Annotated in this window: 22 protein-coding genes and 1 tRNA gene; 21 read left to right on the top strand and 2 right to left on the bottom strand. The window is 44.5% G+C overall.

The genetic code is table 11. The features are described from left to right. Positions 1 to 121: 121 nt before the first annotated feature. From BLS49_RS11375 to BLS49_RS11365, 3 genes are all read left to right on the top strand, one after another. Positions 122 to 910 carry a mechanosensitive ion channel family protein gene (locus tag BLS49_RS11375; protein ID WP_483864554.1) on the top strand — a complete coding sequence of 263 codons (789 nt, stop codon included), beginning with the start codon at positions 122 to 124 and terminating at the stop codon, positions 908 to 910. Between the two features lie 20 nt (positions 911 to 930). Continuing rightward, complete coding sequence (locus BLS49_RS11370; protein ID WP_091229989.1) at positions 931 to 1,173, top strand: DUF951 domain-containing protein; 243 nt, start codon at positions 931 to 933, stop codon at positions 1,171 to 1,173. Between the two features lie 102 nt (positions 1,174 to 1,275). Beyond that, a tRNA-Ser gene (locus BLS49_RS11365) sits at positions 1,276 to 1,366 on the top strand. Between the two features lie 363 nt (positions 1,367 to 1,729). Here BLS49_RS11365 and BLS49_RS11360 read toward each other — a convergent pair. Continuing rightward, positions 1,730 to 1,927, bottom strand: a complete 198-nt coding sequence (locus BLS49_RS11360; protein ID WP_091229986.1) for a YjzC family protein — start codon at positions 1,925 to 1,927, stop codon at positions 1,730 to 1,732. 225 nt (positions 1,928 to 2,152) lie between these two features. Here BLS49_RS11360 and rpsF point away from each other — a divergent pair, with 225 nt between their 5' ends. From rpsF to BLS49_RS11290, 15 genes are all read left to right on the top strand, one after another. Then, positions 2,153 to 2,437, top strand: a complete 285-nt coding sequence (rpsF, locus tag BLS49_RS11355; protein ID WP_091229983.1) for a 30S ribosomal protein S6 — start codon at positions 2,153 to 2,155, stop codon at positions 2,435 to 2,437. A gap of 41 nt (positions 2,438 to 2,478) precedes the next feature. After that, the gene (ssb, locus tag BLS49_RS11350; RefSeq protein WP_091229980.1) at positions 2,479 to 2,958 is read left to right on the top strand and encodes a single-stranded DNA-binding protein; all 480 of its coding nucleotides are present in this window, start codon (positions 2,479 to 2,481) and stop codon (positions 2,956 to 2,958) included. A 21-nt stretch (positions 2,959 to 2,979) separates the two neighbouring features. After that, the gene (gene rpsR, locus BLS49_RS11345; protein ID WP_018750422.1) at positions 2,980 to 3,249 is read left to right on the top strand and encodes a 30S ribosomal protein S18; all 270 of its coding nucleotides are present in this window, start codon (positions 2,980 to 2,982) and stop codon (positions 3,247 to 3,249) included. Positions 3,250 to 3,582: 333 nt separating this feature from the next. Further along, positions 3,583 to 4,644, top strand: a complete 1,062-nt coding sequence (locus tag BLS49_RS11340; RefSeq protein ID WP_091229974.1) for an LCP family protein — start codon at positions 3,583 to 3,585, stop codon at positions 4,642 to 4,644. A gap of 173 nt (positions 4,645 to 4,817) precedes the next feature. Next, positions 4,818 to 5,246 (top strand): CBS domain-containing protein, encoded by a 429-nt coding sequence (locus BLS49_RS11335; protein WP_091229973.1) that lies wholly within the window; start codon positions 4,818 to 4,820, stop codon positions 5,244 to 5,246. 99 nt (positions 5,247 to 5,345) lie between these two features. Beyond that, positions 5,346 to 5,648 (top strand): MazG-like family protein, encoded by a 303-nt coding sequence (locus tag BLS49_RS11330; protein ID WP_175471382.1) that lies wholly within the window; start codon positions 5,346 to 5,348, stop codon positions 5,646 to 5,648. A 6-nt stretch (positions 5,649 to 5,654) separates the two neighbouring features. Then, positions 5,655 to 6,578 carry a DUF2232 domain-containing protein gene (locus tag BLS49_RS11325; RefSeq protein WP_091229970.1) on the top strand — a complete coding sequence of 308 codons (924 nt, stop codon included), beginning with the start codon at positions 5,655 to 5,657 and terminating at the stop codon, positions 6,576 to 6,578. 11 nt (positions 6,579 to 6,589) lie between these two features. Continuing rightward, positions 6,590 to 8,593, top strand: coding sequence for a DHH family phosphoesterase (locus BLS49_RS11320; RefSeq protein WP_091229967.1), 2,004 nt, complete (start codon positions 6,590 to 6,592; stop codon positions 8,591 to 8,593). After that, positions 8,590 to 9,033: a 50S ribosomal protein L9 gene (gene rplI, locus BLS49_RS11315; RefSeq protein ID WP_091229963.1), complete on the top strand. Its 444-nt coding sequence runs from the start codon at positions 8,590 to 8,592 to the stop codon at positions 9,031 to 9,033. The genes BLS49_RS11320 and rplI overlap by 4 nt, the downstream gene beginning before the upstream one ends. A 4-nt stretch (positions 9,034 to 9,037) precedes the next feature. Beyond that, positions 9,038 to 10,399 carry a replicative DNA helicase gene (gene dnaB / locus BLS49_RS11310; RefSeq protein ID WP_091229960.1) on the top strand — a complete coding sequence of 454 codons (1,362 nt, stop codon included), beginning with the start codon at positions 9,038 to 9,040 and terminating at the stop codon, positions 10,397 to 10,399. Between the two features lie 335 nt (positions 10,400 to 10,734). Further along, positions 10,735 to 12,018, top strand: a complete 1,284-nt coding sequence (locus tag BLS49_RS11305) for an adenylosuccinate synthase (protein WP_091229958.1) — start codon at positions 10,735 to 10,737, stop codon at positions 12,016 to 12,018. Between the two features lie 264 nt (positions 12,019 to 12,282). Further along, positions 12,283 to 12,564, top strand: a complete 282-nt coding sequence (locus BLS49_RS24550; RefSeq protein WP_139173130.1) for a chymotrypsin family serine protease — start codon at positions 12,283 to 12,285, stop codon at positions 12,562 to 12,564. A 117-nt stretch (positions 12,565 to 12,681) separates the two neighbouring features. After that, positions 12,682 to 13,056, top strand: coding sequence for a DUF3221 domain-containing protein (locus BLS49_RS11300; protein ID WP_091229956.1), 375 nt, complete (start codon positions 12,682 to 12,684; stop codon positions 13,054 to 13,056). 131 nt (positions 13,057 to 13,187) lie between these two features. Further along, entirely contained in the window at positions 13,188 to 13,784 is a 597-nt protein-coding gene (locus BLS49_RS11295) for a hypothetical protein (protein ID WP_091229954.1), read from the top strand. Between the two features lie 233 nt (positions 13,785 to 14,017). Then, positions 14,018 to 15,592 carry a peptidoglycan DD-metalloendopeptidase family protein gene (locus BLS49_RS11290; protein WP_091229951.1) on the top strand — a complete coding sequence of 525 codons (1,575 nt, stop codon included), beginning with the start codon at positions 14,018 to 14,020 and terminating at the stop codon, positions 15,590 to 15,592. Between the two features lie 89 nt (positions 15,593 to 15,681). On the opposite strand, the gene BLS49_RS11285 is transcribed toward BLS49_RS11290, so the two are convergent. Continuing rightward, complete coding sequence (locus BLS49_RS11285) at positions 15,682 to 16,143, bottom strand: hypothetical protein (RefSeq protein WP_091229947.1); 462 nt, start codon at positions 16,141 to 16,143, stop codon at positions 15,682 to 15,684. Positions 16,144 to 16,319: 176 nt separating this feature from the next. On the opposite strand from BLS49_RS11285, the gene yycF reads away from it, so the two are divergent. Genes yycF through BLS49_RS11270 form a run of 3 tightly spaced genes read left to right on the top strand, consistent with a single transcriptional unit; the run spans position 16,320 to position 20,147 of the window. Beyond that, entirely contained in the window at positions 16,320 to 17,036 is a 717-nt protein-coding gene (gene yycF, locus BLS49_RS11280; RefSeq protein WP_091229944.1) for a response regulator YycF, read from the top strand. A 1-nt stretch (position 17,037) separates the two neighbouring features. After that, positions 17,038 to 18,861: a cell wall metabolism sensor histidine kinase WalK gene (gene walK / locus BLS49_RS11275; protein ID WP_091229940.1), complete on the top strand. Its 1,824-nt coding sequence runs from the start codon at positions 17,038 to 17,040 to the stop codon at positions 18,859 to 18,861. Then, positions 18,858 to 20,147: a YycH family regulatory protein gene (locus BLS49_RS11270; RefSeq protein WP_091229937.1), complete on the top strand. Its 1,290-nt coding sequence runs from the start codon at positions 18,858 to 18,860 to the stop codon at positions 20,145 to 20,147. The genes walK and BLS49_RS11270 overlap by 4 nt, the downstream gene beginning before the upstream one ends. Positions 20,148 to 20,176: the final 29 nt, after the last annotated feature.

The raw sequence follows: 20,176 nt of genomic DNA, 5'->3' as shown, positions 1-20,176 counted from the left end.
GATAACAGGATTATTACTTACGGAGCAGGTTACTGAGCAAGTTACTGAGAAAGTAGGTGAAGTATTGGAAGAGGCTATAACCTGGAAGGATCGAATCTGGAATTGGTTTACGGATGCAGAAATGTGGCAGCATGTTTTATTTGCAAGTATAAAAATTATTCTGATCTTTTTGATAACACGTATTTTTGTGCGAGTGATTTATAAAGTTATAGATCGATCTCTAGATCGGAGAGAAAAAAGTCGTCTTCAAATGAATCCTCGCAGATTAGTTACTGTTGGTGAGTTACTTAAAAATATAACGTGGATCGCAAGTAATTTGATTATGGGGATGCTGATTTTGGGTGAGGTTGGATTTGAGCTTGCACCACTGCTGGCAGGGGCTGGTGTACTAGGTCTAGCGATTGGTTTTGGCGCCCAGAGCTTAGTAAAGGATGTTATAACAGGGTTTTTCATTATTTTAGAGGATCAATTTGCAGTTGGTGACGTCATCCAGACAGGAAATCTGAAGGGTACAGTAGAAATTATCGGACTGCGCTCCACGCGGCTTGTAAGCTGGACAGGAGAGGTGCATATCATTCCGAATGGAATGATCACGAATGTAACCAACTTTTCAATAGGCACTGCATTGGCGGTTGTAGATTTGCCATTTAGTAATACAGAAAAGCTTGAGGATAGTCTTGATCTGTTAAAGAAGGCTATGATGAGGCTTAATGAGAATAGTGAGGAAGTTGCTCAGGCGCCTAATGTACTCGGTGTTCAATCGCTTACAACGAGTGAATATGTGATACGGATTGCTGTGGAGTGTTCCCCAAGTGTAAGAACGAGCGTAGAACGTCAAATACAGATGTATGCAAAGGAAGCTCTGGAGGAAATGGAAACTTTACGGCTGACATCTGTAACGAAGAATTAAGAGGAAAGAGGGGGAAGAACATGGAACGAAAGGTATTCCAATTGGGTGATGTTGTATTAATGAAGAAGAATCATCCATGTGGGAGCAATGAAATGGAAATTATCCGGATGGGTATGGATATTCGAATAAAATGTGTAGGCTGCAAACATAGTGTGCTTGTACCCAGGGCAAAGTTTGAGAAAAACATGAGAAAAGTATTGCGTTCAGCAAATAACATGAGTGCGTTAGATAGTGAAGGTGGACCTAGTAATATAGAGGAGTAAACGGAAGAATCGTACTCAATAGTAGTGTACAGCAGGATATTGTTTCCGATTTTCAAGACTATTGCAAATCAATGAAAATCATGATACAATTAATCTTACTGTGGAGAGGTACCCAAGAGGCCCAAGGGGGTTGACTCGAAATCAATTAGGCGTCGCAAGGCGTGCGTGGGTTCGAATCCCACCCTCTCCGCCACATTAAATTAATCCATAATAAGTTGAAATGTATAACCTTCTGCGTTTGTTGCGTAGGAGGTTTTTTATGTTAGATGTGTATTACGAAAAAGGAAGAACCCCAAAAGGGTTCTTCCTTGGTTGACGGCGTGCAAATTTGGAATTTTTTCTTACTACTTTAAGAAACTTTCGATTTGTGCATCAGCACATGAACTAAAGAAGAGGGGTCTTCGTTAATTCATGATCTTGGCTTCTACAGGGTAGTGAATAAGAACTCCGAACGGTTTGTTTCGCGGAATGCTCCAACGGAACCACACCTCTCTAATGCATCGCCGTCTAAGTGTATTATGCTCAGGCCGGATCTTTTTATTCAAAAAAATTTAAATTAGTGTACACGGGCTTTTTCGGCCTTTTTCCATTTGCGGTCCTTATTAGATGTATCAGGAAATGTTTCGCCGCGTTCCATGGTTATGCGCTTGGGATCTTTAATTTGAGTGTGGAAGCTTCGCGCCTCTCCAACCTCAGTATATACACCGGGATTTGGCGCCTTGTCGCCTGGTTCAAATTCTGTCTTTTCACCCATAATGATTCTCCTTTCGTGATGACGATCTATTGGAAGATCGCGGACATATATGTCCGGGAAACATATATATTGTGTGTTGTCAGGCGATATTTCATGTAAAACTGGAATAGTCGTACTTGCAGTGATGAAGCCAATTTGGTATATTATTATGGTGCGAGTTGATGCTCGTTCCTTGCTCCCAAGGCTAACAAATTGGGGGCCATAGTCCAAGAGGAGGTGAAATATATGCGCAAATATGAAGTGATGTACATTGTTCGTCCTGATCTTGAGCAAGAAGCTGTTCAAGCTGTAGTCGAAAAATTCCAAGGCATCATCCAAAACGGCGGTGAAATTACTAAGCATGACGTGATGGGCAAACGCCGGCTTGCGTATGAGATTAACAAAATCCGTGATGGAGTTTACGTACTTGTGAACTTCACTGCAACTCCAGAAGTTGTTGCTGAGCTTGAGCGGATTCTGAAGATTTCCGACGAGGTTATCCGTTATCTCATTACTAAAGACGTTGCCTAAGATTAAGTTTAGTATGCATTAGCCCGAAGGAGGGGATTTGATTGTTGAACCGTGTCATTCTTATAGGACGTCTTACCAAAGATCCGGAATTACGTTATACGCCGTCTGGTGTTGCAGTTACTCAGTTCACAATTGCTGTGGACAGACCGTTTACATCGCAGGGTGGAGAACGTGAAGCGGATTTTATTCCAGTAGTAACCTGGAGACAGCTTGCTGAGACTTGTGCAAATTATTTGCGTAAAGGTCGTCTAACGGCTGTGGAAGGACGAATTCAAGTGCGGAATTACGAGAATAACGAAGGTAAGCGTGTATACGTAACTGAAGTTATTGCTGATAATGTTCGTTTCTTGGAATCCAACCGCGAAGGCGGATCAGGTGGCGGCGGACAACGAGAAGAGGCTCCATTTGGAGGCGGCGCTGGCAATGCTAGTCGCAGCAATTCTCCTCGTAGCAATCAGAATGATCCATTCTCCGATGACGGGAAACCGATCGATATTTCGGATGACGATTTGCCATTTTAATAAGGGAAAGGACTGAACAGTATGAGCTTCAAGCAAAGAGAAGGCGGAGACGACAAAAGACCGGCTCGCCGTGGCGGACGTAACAAACGTCGTAAAGTATGTTTCTTCACTGTGAACAAAATTACTCACATTGATTATAAAGATACTGAACTCCTTAAGAAATTCATTAGCGAACGCGGTAAAATTTTGCCACGTCGTGTAACTGGTACAAGTGCGAAGTATCAACGCCTTTTGACGATTGCAATCAAACGCTCCCGTCAAATCGCATTGCTTCCGTACACTACTGAGTAATCTAACCGATTTCGGTATAAATCCCCTTGTAGTAGACAAGAGATTATCCTCTTGTTGAAACAAGGGGATTTTTTGTTATATTCGAAAATGGGGGAATAAATACAAATAAATTCAAATTTTCGTAGTAAATTTGTAAAAAAATAGTCATTTTTCTGGAAGTCCACATTAGTGGGGGCTTCTTTGAGTTGAATGGAAATTATCCTATATGTTATAGTACGAATCGATAGAGAAACATGAAGATATTGTATCTTTTCTCCGAAAGTTTACGTTTACACTTAATGATTAGAGAATAACTAGAGTTACAAAAGAAATAAAATAAGATGGAGGTATGTAATGATAGAACGAAATAAAAGCAAGAAAAACAAACGAAATCGCGGTAAAGTAGCGCTCATAACGCTTTTAATTATAGTAATCGTTGGTGCAGGTGCTTATACCTTTCGCAAATCTCTCGCAGTCATGGCGTTTGATCTATTTCTCTCAGGTCAGGTAGAACAGAAGTTGGAGAAATCATATTCCCCGCTTGAGGGCGAGGAACAGAAGAGTGTGGCACCCGAGCAAAAAATGAAGCCATTTAGTATACTTTTATTAGGGGTGGACCAGAGGAAGAGCGAACCAGCCCGTTCTGACACGATGATTTACGCAGTAGTTCGGCCAGAGGAATCTAAGGTTCTACTTATATCCATTCCACGGGATACGTATACCGAGATTGTTGGCAGAGACAAGGACGACAAGATTAACCATGCTTATGTTTTTGGCGGGGAGAAGATGGCTAAGGATACTGTAGAGAACTTCTTAAGCAGTCCGGTTGATTATTATGCTGCCATTAACTTTGAGGGCTTAAAGCAAGTGGTTGATGCGCTCGGTGGTGTTGAGCTTCCGATCACCAAAGATATTGTGAACAAGCAGAAGGATCATGAGAAATTTACGATTAAGGCAGGTAAGCCTCTTTACGATGGCCAGGAAGCGTTGAACTTTGTACGTTATCGTGAGGATAGTGACTTTAATCGAACCAAACGACATCAAATATTTTTGAATGCGATTGTGGATCGAATGCTGAAGCTGGATCAGGTCTCTAAAATTCCTGAATTAATGGATATGCTGGGTGAGAACTTCAAGACAGATATGCTGCCAAGCTATATTATTGATTTGTCTAAGCAAGTGTTATTAGGAGATAGTCCATCTATTAGTGGATTTACCATTATGGGTGAAGGCTTCCGTAAAAACGGAATATTTTATGATGCCGCAAATGAAGAGGATGTCCAGTACGCTAAGGAAATGATCAAAAGCTGGTCTGATGCTGAGACGGAATCAAGCCAATTGTTAATGCCGGAATCTCGGGATGCCAAGGCATCAACGACCGAGTCATCAAATAATCAAGCAGTAAGCAAAGAATGAGTACTCATTAGTCGTCATAACTTAAGGATAAGAGATAAGTAGATAGTTCGGCAGTCCGGTGATCCGGCTGCCGATTTCACTCAAGTGGCGGAACAAATATTTATGGAACGTAATTAAACAACTGCAACAAGGTGTTGATTTGGTTTATTTAGTTAGAAGGAGGATTCATTTATATGAATATTGCGTTTTTTTTACTGCCGAAGAATGATGTAGTGGCGGTTACGCTGGATTCAACTTTGCGGCAGACACTAGAAAGAATGGAGTTTCATAGGTATACGGCAGTGCCGATAATCGGTGAAGATGGCGAGTATGTAGGAACGGTAACTGAGGGTGACTTGTTATGGTATATGAAAAATTCCGGAGGCAAGGTAACTTTTGAGACCGCTTCAAAATTTCCACTTAGCGATGTTCCACTTAAAATGAATATAAAGCCGGTATCCATTGACGCCGATATGGCAGATTTGATTAATTTGGCGAAGGTTCAAAACTTCGTTCCCGTGGTAGATGATATAGGAAGATTTATTGGCATCGTTCGTCGTAGCCAAATTATTGAATATTGTGAGAAATTCGTTACGCGGGATGCATCAGTTCCAAAGAGATAACGGATAACAACCTGTCCATAGGTTTGCATCCCTTGCCTCAATTACTTTATGCTATAATGGAGAATAATGCTTTTATGGAGAGGATGGAAGCTGTCTGCCATGCAAAGGGAATTGGATGTGGCCAAACGCGCCAAGGTGATTGAATGGCTCAAAACGGAAGTAGTCGATCACATATCCCGTTTATTCAAAGCATTATGGGAAGGCAGCACGACAAGGGTAACGGATAGCTTAGCCAGCTTGATCGTAAGCAGTTATATTTTGGGCAGAAGGCTAGGGGTTTCATATCAGGAACTGGACGATACTATTTTGGACAAATTAAAAAAACATAGACAGGAAGGTCACCAGCTTGAGGATTGGTATCAGGATATTTCAACACTTGAAGAACATATGCGTAAGAGGTGAATTCATTTGAAATTGCGCTGGACATCGGTGGCTTGGAGCGTCGTCTATTTGCTGCTCCTGCTGTCACTTGCTACTCCGCTTACCGTCGTCACGGCCTTTTTCCTCATCGTACCAGGCGTATTACTGTACGCAACCTTATCGACTAAATCATTTAGTTTGCATATCTTACCGGTCTGGGTAATAGCTGCATGGGTGTATGGTCCGTTGATTCTTTTGCAAGCCGTGTATTTTTTGATCCCCGCGATCGTGATGGGGCATATGTACAAGAAAAGGGTATCTGCACTTCGAACGGTGATGTCGGGAGCGGGGGCAATTTTAGTAGAGTTCCTGCTGATTTTATTGATTAGCACCGTCTTTTTTAACTTTAACCTGGCAGAAAGTATTGAGGATTTAGCCAATTTAGTAGTTGCATTGTTGCAGAATGTGTCGGACACATCTATGTCTGAAGGAGCTATATTATCTCCGGAATTAAGTCAGCAATTCTCTGTCATGGTACAGTTGATTCCATACACCATCATTGTCAGCTCGTTGACTATTGCATTGATTGCACATGCGATTGTTCGGCCTACATTGGCGAGCATGGGGCAAGCTGTTCCAAAGCTGCCGCCATTTCGAGATTGGCGCTTGCCGCGCTCCTTGATCTGGTATTACCTGATCGGCATTCTGATTCAATTGTTTGTAGGCCCGTCTGCTCAGGAAGGTTTTCTGGGTACGATACTGCTGAACATGATCCCGCTTTTGCAGTTTTTCTTTATGATTCAGACGGTCAGCTTTTTCTTCTTCGCAGCTTATCACCGGAAATGGAACCCGGTTATTCCGATATTACTTGTGATTCCAGTCGTATTGATTCCAATATTGCCATTGTGGATCATCGGAATCATGGATATTGCCTATCCGCTGCGCGAGAGAATTACAAGATCAGGACGATAGGGTGAGAAGGCATGCCTAATTTACTGCAAAAACGTTGGCATGGATACCAGACTGTATGGGTATTTATGCTTGAGCTGGTGCTCGTTATTTTCGTTTCGTATTTCAACTGGATTCTGGGGCTTGTAAGTCTCTGTTTGGTCGCTATTTTGACTTACTTCATGCTTCAGTCGGAGCGGCGTTTCCGTAAGGAACTGGTTAATTATGTATCCGATTTAACGTACCGGATTAAGCGAGTAGAAGGAGAGGCGGTTAGTCGCCTGCCTTTTGGCATTTTGCTATATAGTGAGGATCGGGTTGTAGAATGGCACAATCAATTTGTTAGTGGGATGTTCAATCGGGAGACTGTTGTAGGTATACCGCTGTCCGAACTACTGCCTCCTTTGCCACAGCCAGTCAAGGATAATAAGAAGGATGCTGCTGCGGGCAAGGATGGAGCCAACGCAAGAATAACAACAGAGGCTATTGTGGGCGGGCGTCACTATGAGCTTATTGTCGATAACAACGAGCGCCTCATTTATGCTCATGATATTACAGAGCTGGCTGTGCTGCGTGAGCGGTATGAGGATGAGAAGGCAGCGCTTGGAATTATAATGCTGGATAATTTGGATGAAGCATCACAGGGAATGGATGATCAGCAGCGTACAGCTCTGATTGCCCGGGTTGCTTCAGCTATTACGGAGTGGGCTAAGCAATATCAGGTATACTTGAGACGCTTGTCGTCGGAACGGTATCTGATGATGCTGAATCAGAAGTCACTGAACGAACTGGAGCACAGCCGGTTCGTGATTCTGGACGAGGTCCGCGAGATGACCGCGGACCTCAAGGTGCCGATGACGCTGAGCATCGGCTTGGCGTTTGGCACCGAGCGCTTCAGCGAGCTGGGCGAATTGGCCCAGTCGAGTCTGGATATGGCGCTCGGGCGGGGCGGTGACCAAGCCGCTGTGAAGGCCGGTCAGCGACTTTCATTCTACGGCGGTAAGACAGGCGCCGTAGAGAAGCGGACGCGAGTCCGCGCCCGGGTTATCGCACATGCTCTGCGCGATTTGATGCAGGAGAGCGACCGGGTGATCATTATGGGGCACCGCATGCCTGACCTTGATGTAATAGGTGCTTCCATCGGTGTGCTGAAGGCGGCAGATATGTATAAGGTAGAAGCCCATATCGTGCTGGATGGTCCGAATCCGGGTATCCAGAGACTGATGGAGCGGGTTGAGAAGGATGAGGCATTGGTGAAGAGATTTGTATCGCCGGATCAGGCGATGGCCATGATGACGCCTCATACGCTGCTTGTCCTTGTAGATACGCATAAAGCCTCAATCACGATGGAGCCTAGGCTGGTTGAGGCGGCCAGCAGGGTTGTGGTGGTTGATCATCACCGTAGAGGTGAGGAATTTGTCAATGATGCGGTACTCGTCTACCTTGAGCCATATGCGTCATCGGCATGCGAGCTCGTGACTGAGCTATTGCAGTACATTCATGAGAAGGTAGAGCTTAGCTCGTTAGAGGCAACTACACTGCTTGCGGGTATTACGATTGACACGAAGCATTTTGCACTGCATACCGGCTCTCGTACCTTTGAAGCGGCGGCATTCCTCCGCCGAATTGGAGCGGATACGGTGCTGGTACAACGCTTGCTGAAGGAAGACCTGCAGGAGTACATCGCCAAGGCGGATATTATCAAGCATGCCCGTATGATTCATGGACATATTGCTCTCGCGGTAACGGAGCCTAATCGTAAAATTCCGCAGCTATTGATTGCTCAGGTGGCAGATACGCTGTTGAATATGACCAACGTAAGAGCTTCGTTTGTAATTAGTGAACGGCCTGACGGATTGATTGGAATTAGTGCTCGTTCTTTAGGCAGCATGAATGTACAGGTTGTGATGGAACGTTTGGGCGGTGGCGGTCATTTGACCAATGCTGCAGTACAGCTTGAAGGAACCCAGGCGGAAGCGGAGAAGAAGCTGCTGGCCGTGCTGGAGCAAATAGAGAAGGAAGAGGGGTTATTCGAATGAAGGTAATCTTTTTGAAAGATGTAAAAGGACAAGGTAAAAAAGGTGAAATTAAAGAAGTATCTGAAGGGTATGCACAAAATTTTCTGATTCCGCGTGGTCTTGTACGTCTGGCTACAGATGGTAATGTAAAAACATTGGAGAATCAGACAGCCGCTGAGGTAAAACGTAAGGAAAATGAGAAGCAAGAAGCTATTAACCTGGGCAAGAAGCTGGAGGAAATGACGATTAGTCTGAAAGCTAAGGCTGGTGAAGGTGGACGACTGTTCGGTGCAATTACGAGCAAGCAAGTGGCTGAAGCACTGGAGAAAGCCGGCGTGAAAATTGATAAACGTAAAATAGAAATGCATGATCCAATTCGTACTTTGGGTGTAACCCAGGTGCCAGTGAAGCTTCACCACGAAGTGAAAGCAACACTGAAGGTTCAAGTTACGGAGGAGTAGCAGGATGAGCGGAGATCTGTTTTACGACCGGATTCCCCCGCAAAATCTGGAGGCGGAACAGGCGGTGCTTGGAGCCATATTGCTCCAGTCCGAGGCGCTCATTACCGCGATGGAGCGGGTAAGAACGGAAGATTTCTATGACAAGCCTCATCAGCTGATCTACGAGGCGATGGTGCAGCTTGGCGAGGAAGGTCAGCCGATCGACCTCGTTACATTGACAGCACGTCTTCAGGACCGGGGTGAGCTGGATGATGTCGGCGGTGTAAGCTATTTGGCCAAGCTGGCTCATGCTGTACCAACGGCAGCTAATGTGGATTATTACGCACGTATTATCGAAGAAAAATCGATGCTGCGTAGATTGATCCGTACAGCGACACAAATAGTCAGCGACGGCTATACAGGTGGAGAAGATGTTGCTGGAATGCTCAGCGAGGCCGAGCGTAATATACTGGAAATTTCCAATCGCCGTTCAGGCAGCGGATTTATTGCGATACGCGATGTCCTGATGGATGTGTTCGAGCGGGTTGAAGTATTGCATCAAAACCGGGGAAATACGACGGGGATACCGTCAGGTTTTGTTGATTTGGACAAGATGACCTCCGGTTTTCAGCGCAACGATCTTATTATTGTAGCGGCGCGGCCTTCCGTAGGTAAAACTGCATTTGCACTTAATATTGCGCAGAATGTGGCAGTGCGGGCCAGAGAGACGGTTGCGATCTTTAGTCTGGAAATGTCAGCTCCTCAGCTTGTTCAGCGTATGATTTGTGCGGAGGCGAACCTTGATGCAGGTGTGATGCGTACAGGTGATTTTAAGGGCGATGATGATTGGTCCAAGCTGACAATGGGAATTGCAGCCCTGTCGGAAGCGGAGATTTATATCGATGATACACCAGGTATTACTGTGGCCGATATTCGGGCGAAATGCCGGCGGCTGAAGAAGGAGAAGGGGCTCGGCATGATCCTCATTGACTATTTGCAGCTTATTCACGGCCGCGGCAAGCCGGGCGAGAACCGTCAACAGGAAGTGTCGGAAATTTCCCGTACACTCAAGCAGATTGCTCGGGAATTAGAAGTGCCTGTAATTGCGTTATCGCAGCTTAGCCGGGGTGTAGAGCAACGGCAGGATAAGCGACCGATGATGTCTGACTTACGGGAGTCTGGTTCTATAGAGCAGGATGCTGATATTGTAGCGTTCCTCTATCGTGATGATTACTATAATCAAGAGACGGAGAAGAAGAATATTATCGAGATTATTATTGCTAAACAGCGGAATGGTCCGGTAGGAACAGTTGAGCTCGTATTCTTGAAAAATTTTAATAAATTTGCAAATTATGAACGAGCGCATACAGATGCATTTGCGGGCTGACGAAATAAGTCAGCCCGTTTTTTGTATGAGGTGCGTTTTGTATTCTCTGAAGTTGTTGATGTTAGGGCGGCCTCTAGCATTGTTTAGCGACCACCGTCGTCGAACTGGGCGGATGAGAAAAGATAGTGTACATATAAAGACCTATACTTGATCCTTTTACGAACAATTGAGGAATTGAGCCCTTAATTGTTCGTCTTTGATTTGACTTTGAAAATGGAGACTGTTAAACTAATATTGCTGCCTAAGGCAGTAAAATGACGTGTAATGTTATTAATTGAGTTCTTATATTTAACAATGCAAATACAGGTGCGGTGGCACCAGGCGGAGGAATGAACATGTCAACAGTAGTCGTTGTAGGGACCCAATGGGGGGACGAAGGTAAAGGTAAAATCACGGATTATCTCGCAGAGAGCGCAGATGTGGTGGCCCGTTATCAAGGTGGCAACAACGCCGGTCATACCATCCTCATCGACGGTAAGAAATACAAACTTAGTCTGATTCCGTCGGGTGTGTTCTATGAAGATAAGAAGTGTGTAATCGGTAATGGTATGGTCGTGAACCCTGCAGCCTTGCTTGAGGAAATTGGTTATATTCATGAGAATGGCTTCAGCACGAAGAATCTGGTTATTAGTGATCGTGCGCATGTCATTATGCCATATCATTTAGTTCTTGATGGACTTGAAGAAGACCGTAAAGGTGATAACAAGATCGGTACGACTCGTAAAGGGATCGGCCCGGCTTATATGGATAAAGCAGCTCGTAATGGTATTCGGATTGCAGACCTGCTTGATGCTGAGGAGTTCGAGCTCAAGCTGCGCCATATGATGAAAGAGAAGAATCATATCATTGAGCAGGTATACGGTGCTGAGCCGCTTGATGTTGAAGAAATATTGAAACAATATCTGGAATATGCAGAATTGATTCGTCCTTATGTTACAGATACTTCAGTCGTATTGAACGATGCGATTGATGATAATAGAAAGGTACTGTTTGAAGGCGCTCAAGGCGTTATGCTGGACATTGACCAAGGAACATATCCGTTTGTAACGTCCTCGAATCCGTCTGCAGGCGGTGTCTGCATCGGCTCTGGCGTGGGTCCTTCCAAGATCAGTCAAGTGATTGGGGTAGCTAAATCCTACACTACTCGTGTCGGTGATGGCCCATTCCCTACGGAACTTAAAGATGAAATCGGTGATTTCATCCGTGAAACTGGTCATGAGTACGGTACAGTAACAGGTCGCCCTCGCCGGGTGGGCTGGTTCGATAGTGTTGTTGTCCGTCATGCTCGTCGTGTTAGCGGCTTGACCGGTCTTTCATTGAACTCATTGGATGTACTTACTGGACTTGAGACAGTTAAAATTTGTACTGGCTACAAATATCGCGGTGAAATTATTACTTACTACCCAGCTAGTCTCAAAATGCTGGCAGAATGTGAAGCAGTGTATGAAGAGCTCCCAGGCTGGAGTGAGGATATTAGCGGTGCAAAGACACTCGAAGACTTGCCTGAGACAACTCGCAATTATGTAAAACGCGTATCCGAGCTGACAGGTATTCCGATTGCGATCTTCTCCGTAGGTCGTAACCGCAGCCAAACAAATCAAGTATTGCCGATCTATTAAAATAACGTATTGCATAGAAACTTCAGTGATGAGTATTCGAGGTGGATAATTAGTAAATAAATTTCCACCTCGATATAAATTAAGACTAGTAACTTATAAATTTTTTTTTCATGTCTTAACATATAGGAATTATATACATATCCTGTTCGTCAGGTACCTCGTTTTCTCCCACTAGATGGCGTTTTTTTCCTCTTCTGTTCGAATATATAAATGTCAAAAGAATCCCGATTTTTATCGATACCTCAATAATGCTGTAAATCTGGAATGAATGGAAATAGTTGTGGCACACTACTTAGTAAGAATAATAGCCAGTATTGGAATGATCCAGTATATGGAAGTGTTTGGCATAACTCAATGCGGGTTGCCAATTATATTTCTGCAGGAGGTGACAGTGGCGGTACGATTTGGAATAATAATAATGGGGAGCTCAAAGGTGTACACAAAGGCAGCTACACATCAAGTGGGGTAACCTATCGGGTATATAGTCATGTAACTCATGTGCAGAGTCGACTAGGCATAACGCCTGTAACATGGTTAAATAATTAATATAGTAAGACCTTTCCTGATCATTTACTCTCGGAAAGGTCTTTTTTTCCATACTACTTGAAACATTTCCAGAGTTGCATACGTCTTCTCGTTAAAGAAACGATATGGAGGAAGCATATGAAAAAAAATTTTTTTACCTTACTTTTCGCAGCTAACTTAATTGGCTGTAATGTTAACGATAAATTTTTTATAAATAACTCAACAATTGAACAAACCCAACAAGTAGGTGAAGAAATGGACATTCAAGGAATTGTAATTGAAAAGAATAGTACAAGTATCATTATCGCAACTGACTTAACAGAAGAAGAGGTAAAAGATAAAACAACAAGAGAAATTATTTCTCAGTACCAAACGAAAGTATTTGAAGTTAACACAGGGGAAATTACAGAAAACCCCAAGATTGGCGACTGTGTTAATGTATGGACAAACGGAAAATATGAAGAAAGCAGAATAATACGTACGGCTGCTACTAGAATTGAAATAGTCAAATAAAAAACGAAATAAGCCACCTAGTCCCCCTAGTTTCAAAAAACAAGTATCTTGTTAGAGTGGGTAAGGTTGAATTGTCCCTTTGCCGTCCATACTGAAAATAGAAGAGTAGGAGGCAGAGGAGGATTTTACAGATGAAATGGATTGGATGGTTACTGAGACTGTCATTAACGATCGTTATGGTTAGCGTACTTACAATTATGACTACGGGCTACGTAGTAAACTCGTATATTCAGTCATTGCTTAGCAGTTATAATTTGCCCATAAGTGGACAGGCTCCAAGCCTTGGTGGAATGGTAAAAGGTATGCTCGGATTTTCAGATGCAGATCAGACGAAATCCGACAAGGGGAAGCAGGGGCAGAGTGTGACTGAGCAGAACGCTGGGGAGGATGCTCTTCCAGTGATGGGAGGTATATCTTCAGGGTCATCTTTAGGGGCGGCGGGGACAGGAAATGAGCAGAATCAGCAGCAGGGTCAGATAGGGCAGCAGGATCAGGTACTGGTCACACCAGACGAGTTGGTTGCGAAAAAGGATGAATTGGCGGATACGGATAAAGAAGAGGTATTCAAGATCCTTATGTCTAAATTGCCTCAGGAGGAGATGCAGAAGCTAACCGAGGCGATGGAGGATGGGTTAACGGAGACAGAAATGATAGAAATTGAACAGATATTGTCGAAATATCTCGATAAATCAGAGTATGCTAAAATGATAAAATTGTTAAAAGAATGATGATATCTGTTGAAATGGCAGGCATGATAGCGGTAACATTCACATATTTGTAAACAAAATACTAGTGCAAGAAAGGTTTTCTAAACGGCATAAACCCGCATCACAACTGGGTTTATGCCGTTTTTTGCGTAAGTTGAAATCTATGGATAGGCTATGGTAAAGTAATCAATAGCGGAAAAAGGTTAAAATTTTGAAACCTTTTGTCGAATTGATGTATGGTGAAGGAGATCAGCATGAAGGGTTTCAAGGAGAGATGGAATCTGTTGCGCAGGGGCGGGTACTACCGAGCACAGGAAAACCACGACCGTCCGGAGAACGATCAACAGGTGTCCAAGCTTAACATAATGAAAAAGGTTAGAGAGAGCATAAGCAGGTCTAGCTTGACTAGAACGAAAAGAATCGTAATCGGTTCAATAGCAGGCCTATTTATTGTGGGGTCGGCGTATTTGACAGGGCGTCATTATGTGGATGCGAATACGATGCCCTATTATCGGGTGTTCATAGGTGATCAGGAAATAGGCAGTATTAAGAACTTAAATGATCTTAATGCCTTGTACACCAAGAAAGAGCAGGAATATAAACAAAAATATCCTGACGTAGAAATGGCAGTACACACTGAGGGCGTTACTACTGTTCAAGAAAAGAAATACAAGGCAGAGATTAATTCTGAGGAAACTTTGGATAAGGTATATAGCATGCTTACGGGTTACGCCAAAGGCGTTGAGCTGCATGTAGACGGCAAAGTGATCGGAATTGTGAAGGATCAGGCTACTGCAGATGCTGTTTTGGAGCAATTAAAAAACAAATATACGCCTGCCACTACGGCATCAAAAGGCATTGTATCCAAAATCAAGCGAACCGGAGGCCTGGGTAAAAATTCTTCAGGCACCTCAGGAACAGGAAATAACGTTGAACTGGAATCTGTAAAGTTTAACGAGGAGATTGCAAAGGTTGGAGTAGATACGGATCCTAATAAGGTGATGGATGTTGACGCTGCTGTAGAACGGATTTTGGCTGGAGATGAAGCGGCCATCACTTACGAGGTTAGAGAAGGAGATACGATCTCCTCGATTGCGAAGCGGTTTAGCATTACACAGAAAGAGCTGTACGCGAACAATCCCGAAGTTAAGGAACTGACGCTGCAGATCGGAACCTTAATCAGTGTTAAGGCAGTGCAGCCGTCAATTACGGTAAGAACGGTAGAACGTGTAACCGAAGAGATTGTTACAGAGCCGCAGGTGATTATTCGTAAAAGTGAATCCATGCGTGCCGGAGAGGCTAAAGTTATTGCTCAAGGACAAAGCGGTCTTAAAACGATGGAATATCGCTTAACTAAAGAGAACGGTGAGGTTGTTGCCGAGGAATGGCTTGGTCAGGAAGTAACGAAGGCATCGCGGCCGAAAATTGTTCTTAAGGGTACAAAAGTAGTACTTGGTGAGGGTTCAGGTGATTTTGCTTGGCCGGTATCGGGAGCTGCGATGTCGAGCAGCTATGGGCAACGTTGGGGAAGAACGCATAAAGGTATCGACCTTGTCTCTTCTAACCGCAGTATCCTTGCTTCTGATGATGGCGTAGTTACTTTTGCTGGTACGAAATCCGGTTATGGTAATTGTATTATTATTGATCATAATAATGGATACCAAACACTGTATGGACATTTGAGCAAGATTAGCGTGAAAGAGGGAGAAATCATAGAAAAGGGTTCGAAGATCGGAGTTATGGGTAATACGGGTCGGTCCACAGGCACTCATCTTCATTTTGAAATTCATAAGAACGGTTCAATCCAAAATCCAATGAAATATTTATAAGATTCTGTAGAGATAAAAATATAGAAATAGAAGAGTAGGATCTAAACCCAAAAAACCTGGCTAACTGCCAGGTTTTTTTGATGGTTGCTTTACTTTATGCGTCTATAGCTTTCCCAGCTAATTGTACAATGCCCAACAGCCAATATAATAGCTGATGCCCCCAACCATATACATTGGCCCCACAAGGCGGCAAAAACAAATGCACATACAGGCAGCACTGCGCCCGGAATCGGGATGAATAGAAGTGGCTTGAGCATAACTGAGAACTCTCCATCTTTTATCGCATAAGCAATCCATAAGGCATAATACAAGGCAATGCATATGACCATTAACATTGTAAAGTAGTTTGCTTTTTCAATGAGGAAGAAGTCTTTAGAAATAACCAGAGATACTATGCAACCCATCTGTCCTATTTTTTCCAGGAGTTCGAAGATTTTTGGAAGTTTACTCTTTTCTTCTGCAGCATGCCTGGGCGGGAATTTTATAAAGAAAATAATGCTGGGCAATAGAATAACTACGGCTATTATAGTTCCTATTATCGAAAATCCCATGATATCCTCCATAGCTCATAATAAGTTGATTTTTATGTCCGCGCTCGAATTGATTTATTTTACTGTGATTTCAGAAGTTTATCTATAACAATTGGTTGTAATGAAAGGGACGCTTCAGGTATGTTAAAATAGAGTAAGATTGGCCAAGGCCTGAATGTCTGGGGTGAAGTCGCACGATGCAAGGTAAAATATTAGTGGTAGATGACGAAAGACCGATTGCAGATATATTAAAGTTTAATTTGGAAAAAGAGGGGTATGAGGTAGTTCTCGCCTTTGATGGAATTGAAGCGGTGGAGCTTGCTTTTTCGGAGCAGCCGGATTTGATTCTGCTTGATTTAATGCTGCCAGGAAAAGATGGTATGGACGTATGCAGGGAAGTACGTGCTAAGCTGCAGACGCCGATTATTATGCTGACGGCAAAAGACGGAGAAATAGATAAGGTGTTGGGGCTGGAGCTTGGCGCTGATGATTATGTGACCAAGCCGTTCAGTACCAGAGAGCTTCTTGCCAGAGTGAAGGCGCAAATGCGGAGGCAGCAGAAGCCAGCCTCTACGCTGGAGGACGCTGAGGACAGACAAGGAATTAGTCTGTTTGAGCTATTCATCGATACGGATACATATACCGTGTATAAGAATGAGGAGCCGCTCGATCTGACTCATCGGGAGTTTGAGCTTGTACATTATATGGTGAAGAACTCCGGAAAGGTTATGACTCGGGAGCACCTGCTGCAAGCGGTATGGGGATTTGAATATTTCGGTGATGTGCGTACGGTGGATGTGACCATTCGGCGCCTTCGGGAGAAGATTGAGAAAGACCCGAGCAAGCCGGAGTATATTTTGACGCGTCGAGGACTCGGTTATATGATGCGCAGCTCCAAGGCGGGTGGATTCTAGCATGAATCTGCCCTCTTTCTTCCGCACTCTCCAGGCTAAGTTAATTATCGTCTATGTGTTGCTGATTCTGATTGCGATGCAGCTCATCGGGGTTTATTTTGTGAGTGCTATGAAGACATCGCTGACGAGCAATTTTACTAAAGAATTGCAAGAACGTGCAGAATTGCTCTCTGTACTAGCAGCGCAAAACCTGGGAGTGACCGGGGAAGCGGCGGAGGAGTCGCTGGAAAATCTGCGTGTACTGGTGAACAATCTGTTCAATATCAACGGCGCAGAAATTCAAGTACTTGATGCAAGCGGAAAGGTTCTGACTACCTCCAAGCCTTCTCATGCGGATTATGTAGGCACTAAAAATACGCAAACCGTAGTGAATAGGGCGTTACAAGGCATTCGCGACAACGAGGAATACATTATCGATGATGATAATATCCGCAAAAAAGTAGTGGCGAAGCCTGTCATGAGCGAGGGTAAAATTGTGGGTGCAATCTACATCGCGGCCTCAATGAATGATCTGTACGATACGATGGAACGGATTAACAATATTTTTATTTCCGGTATTTTGCTGGCGCTTGGTTTAACCGCAGTGCTGGGCGTGATTCTCGCCCATACGATCACTTCCCCGATTAAGGAATTGACCCGCAGGGCAACGGCTGTAGCGGAAGGAGAGTTCCATCAGAAGATGCCTGTGCGCGGAAATGACGAGATCGGACAGCTCAGCAAAGCATTTAACTATATGACTAGTCGGCTTCGCAATGCACTGGCACAGAACGAGGAAGAGAAAGAGAAGCTGGCTTCGATTTTGACGAATATGAGCGACGGTGTAATTGCGACGGATGGGACAGGCACGGTCATTTTGATGAATCGTCGCGCTAGTGAAATGCTCAAGGTGGGTGAGGATCAGGTAGGCGATATGAATATCGCGGAGTTGCTTCATCTGACACCTGAGGAACAGGACATTCTTCAGCAGGGCACGATGCATTCTACGCTTCTGGAGGATGAGGTCGAAGAGGGTGATTCGTTTGTTATTCGAGTCACCTTTACACCGATTCATCGGCGGGAATTTGGCATCATCGGAACGATTGCGGTACTCCAGGATGTCACTGAACAGGAGAAGCTGGAAGAATCGCGGCGGGAATTTGTAGCGAATGTATCCCATGAGCTGCGTACACCACTGACGACGATCAAGAGCTATACGGAGGCTCTGGAGGATGGAGCGCTTAGCGATCCGGAGCTTGGGCCGAAGTTCACCTCTGTGATTCAGATCCAGACCGAGCGGATGATCCGTCTAGTTACGGATCTACTGCATTTGTCGCGGCTGGATTCCAAGGAGGCTATGCTTCGCAAGCAGCCAACCGGTGTGATGGAGATGCTGGAGGAAGTGACGGATCGGTTTTCTTTTCAAATGCAGGAAAAAGGAATCAAGCCCACGTTATTTATCAGCAGCGGAGTAAGTACAGCCTGGATTGATCGTGATCAGATTGACCAGGTGCTGGATAATTTGATTTCCAATGCGATGAAATATACGCCTGAAGGCGGGACGATTGCCATTGAAGCCCGCAGTATGGAGGATGGGCTGCTCGCCATTTCAGTACAGGATAACGGAATTGGTATTCCAAAGAGGGATTTGGACCGGATTTTTGAGCGATTCTATCGTGTTGATAAGGCGCGATCACGAAATATGGGAGGTACGGGGCTTGGTTTGTCCATTGCCCGGGAAATTGTGAAGGCGCATGGCGGTACGATTTCGTTGCAATCGGAGCTGGGCAAGGGAACGAAGGTTACCTTTACACTGCCTCAGCAGAGACAAGGAGGCGAGTCGCCGTGAAAGAGAATTTAAAATCACTGTTGCTCGCTCTGCTGGTTGTGTGCAGTCTAATACAGAGTTATTTTATGATTTATCGGCTGCCGGGCAGTGACCCTGTTGTCAAAACCGAGAATGACTATATTCGGACGGAGGATATGGGTGAAGAGCTGCAGGTTGAAGGAATGCTTTATCCTTCGCAAATTGCCCTTCATTTGGGTGACAATCGCCATACGGTATTTTATCCGGAATCCACGTTCTATAATTTGATATATTCGCGTCTGAAAGGACGTCAGTTTGACGGATTCCAACGTTATGCGGTAGAGAATGTCGATTGGAAGGATATACGCAGCCGTATAGGTGTAGAGCTGGATTTTGGACGTGGAATACCTGTTGCGCTGCTGCAGAAGGTAATGCAGATCGCTTCTGACCCGTTGTTTGAAGGCGAGAGCATTAGCCGATTGCTTATCTATAATACGGAGAATGAAGATCAGGTGCGCGTCTTTTTCTTCAGTTCCCAAGGTGATGTAGTTTATGAGGCAACAAAGGCGGATTTGACGATTCAGGACGTTAGGCAGCAGGTTGATTTCGGCAAGGACTGGATCCCGTATACGCTTGAGAATGGATACTATATTCCGGAAAAGCCGATTGATATGATCGAGACAGGCATGACTATCGGTTTGTATACGACAGAGCAAATGCAGCGAAGCCTGTTCTTTGATGCAAGTATCACAAGATATATTCGAGAAAAAGATGGTTCTGAAATATACACCGACAGTAAACGGAGCTTACAGGTGAAGCAGGATCGCAATTGGATCAATTATACCGATCCGGCAGCCCCTGCAACAGGTGAGAACAATCCAGGCAAAAATGCACTGTCCGCTGTTGATTTCGTAAATCAGCATGGCGGCTGGAACGGGCAGTATCGTTTGGAGCGAACAGAGGGCGTGGATACTGAAAGGCATACTGTTGTTTTTAAACAGTATTATGGACTTGGACAGTATGGAGCTTTTCCGATTATTGATCTCTCAACTTTCCATTATGGTGAAATTACACTAGAGATGCGGCAGGGTACGATTACTGGATATGAGCGTTCGTTAATCTATCCGAAGGGCGAAGCTTTTAAGAAAAGGGTCGTTCAACTGGAGGGCGGCGATAAGCTTAGAGAGCAGATTGCCGGGCTCAAGCAGGAGTCTCGAATCGTGCAACTATATCCGGCATATGTTCCTTCGCTGACGAAGGAAGGATTATTATTGAAGCCGATGTGGGTGGCCGAGCTTGAAAATGGAGCTGCTCGAGTTCTCCAATAAATAGTCAGGATTACGCTATAAGAAAGGGG

Source organism: Fontibacillus panacisegetis, assembly GCF_900102215.1.
GTDB classification, from domain to species: domain Bacteria; phylum Bacillota; class Bacilli; order Paenibacillales; family Paenibacillaceae; genus Fontibacillus; species Fontibacillus panacisegetis.
This window is presented reverse-complemented; position numbering and strand designations above follow the sequence as displayed.

What these genes read in the sequence shown, in the direction of transcription:
- BLS49_RS11375 (WP_483864554.1), top strand. Translation starts at nt 122, where the DNA reads ATGTGGCAGCATGTTTTATTTGCAAGTATAAAAATTATTCTGATCTTT.
- BLS49_RS11370 (WP_091229989.1), top strand. Translation starts at nt 931, where the DNA reads ATGGAACGAAAGGTATTCCAATTGGGTGATGTTGTATTAATGAAGAAG.
- BLS49_RS11360 (WP_091229986.1), bottom strand. Translation starts at nt 1,927, where the DNA reads ATGGGTGAAAAGACAGAATTTGAACCAGGCGACAAGGCGCCAAATCCC.
- rpsF (WP_091229983.1), top strand. Translation starts at nt 2,153, where the DNA reads ATGCGCAAATATGAAGTGATGTACATTGTTCGTCCTGATCTTGAGCAA.
- rpsR (WP_018750422.1), top strand. Translation starts at nt 2,980, where the DNA reads ATGAGCTTCAAGCAAAGAGAAGGCGGAGACGACAAAAGACCGGCTCGC.
- BLS49_RS11340 (WP_091229974.1), top strand. Translation starts at nt 3,583, where the DNA reads ATGATAGAACGAAATAAAAGCAAGAAAAACAAACGAAATCGCGGTAAA.
- BLS49_RS11335 (WP_091229973.1), top strand. Translation starts at nt 4,818, where the DNA reads ATGAATATTGCGTTTTTTTTACTGCCGAAGAATGATGTAGTGGCGGTT.
- BLS49_RS11330 (WP_175471382.1), top strand. Translation starts at nt 5,346, where the DNA reads ATGCAAAGGGAATTGGATGTGGCCAAACGCGCCAAGGTGATTGAATGG.
- BLS49_RS11320 (WP_091229967.1), top strand. Translation starts at nt 6,590, where the DNA reads ATGCCTAATTTACTGCAAAAACGTTGGCATGGATACCAGACTGTATGG.
- rplI (WP_091229963.1), top strand. Translation starts at nt 8,590, where the DNA reads ATGAAGGTAATCTTTTTGAAAGATGTAAAAGGACAAGGTAAAAAAGGT.
- dnaB (WP_091229960.1), top strand. Translation starts at nt 9,038, where the DNA reads ATGAGCGGAGATCTGTTTTACGACCGGATTCCCCCGCAAAATCTGGAG.
- BLS49_RS11305 (WP_091229958.1), top strand. Translation starts at nt 10,735, where the DNA reads ATGTCAACAGTAGTCGTTGTAGGGACCCAATGGGGGGACGAAGGTAAA.
- BLS49_RS24550 (WP_139173130.1), top strand. Translation starts at nt 12,283, where the DNA reads ATGAATGGAAATAGTTGTGGCACACTACTTAGTAAGAATAATAGCCAG.
- BLS49_RS11300 (WP_091229956.1), top strand. Translation starts at nt 12,682, where the DNA reads ATGAAAAAAAATTTTTTTACCTTACTTTTCGCAGCTAACTTAATTGGC.
- BLS49_RS11295 (WP_091229954.1), top strand. Translation starts at nt 13,188, where the DNA reads ATGAAATGGATTGGATGGTTACTGAGACTGTCATTAACGATCGTTATG.
- BLS49_RS11290 (WP_091229951.1), top strand. Translation starts at nt 14,018, where the DNA reads ATGAAGGGTTTCAAGGAGAGATGGAATCTGTTGCGCAGGGGCGGGTAC.
- BLS49_RS11285 (WP_091229947.1), bottom strand. Translation starts at nt 16,143, where the DNA reads ATGGGATTTTCGATAATAGGAACTATAATAGCCGTAGTTATTCTATTG.
- yycF (WP_091229944.1), top strand. Translation starts at nt 16,320, where the DNA reads ATGCAAGGTAAAATATTAGTGGTAGATGACGAAAGACCGATTGCAGAT.
- walK (WP_091229940.1), top strand. Translation starts at nt 17,038, where the DNA reads ATGAATCTGCCCTCTTTCTTCCGCACTCTCCAGGCTAAGTTAATTATC.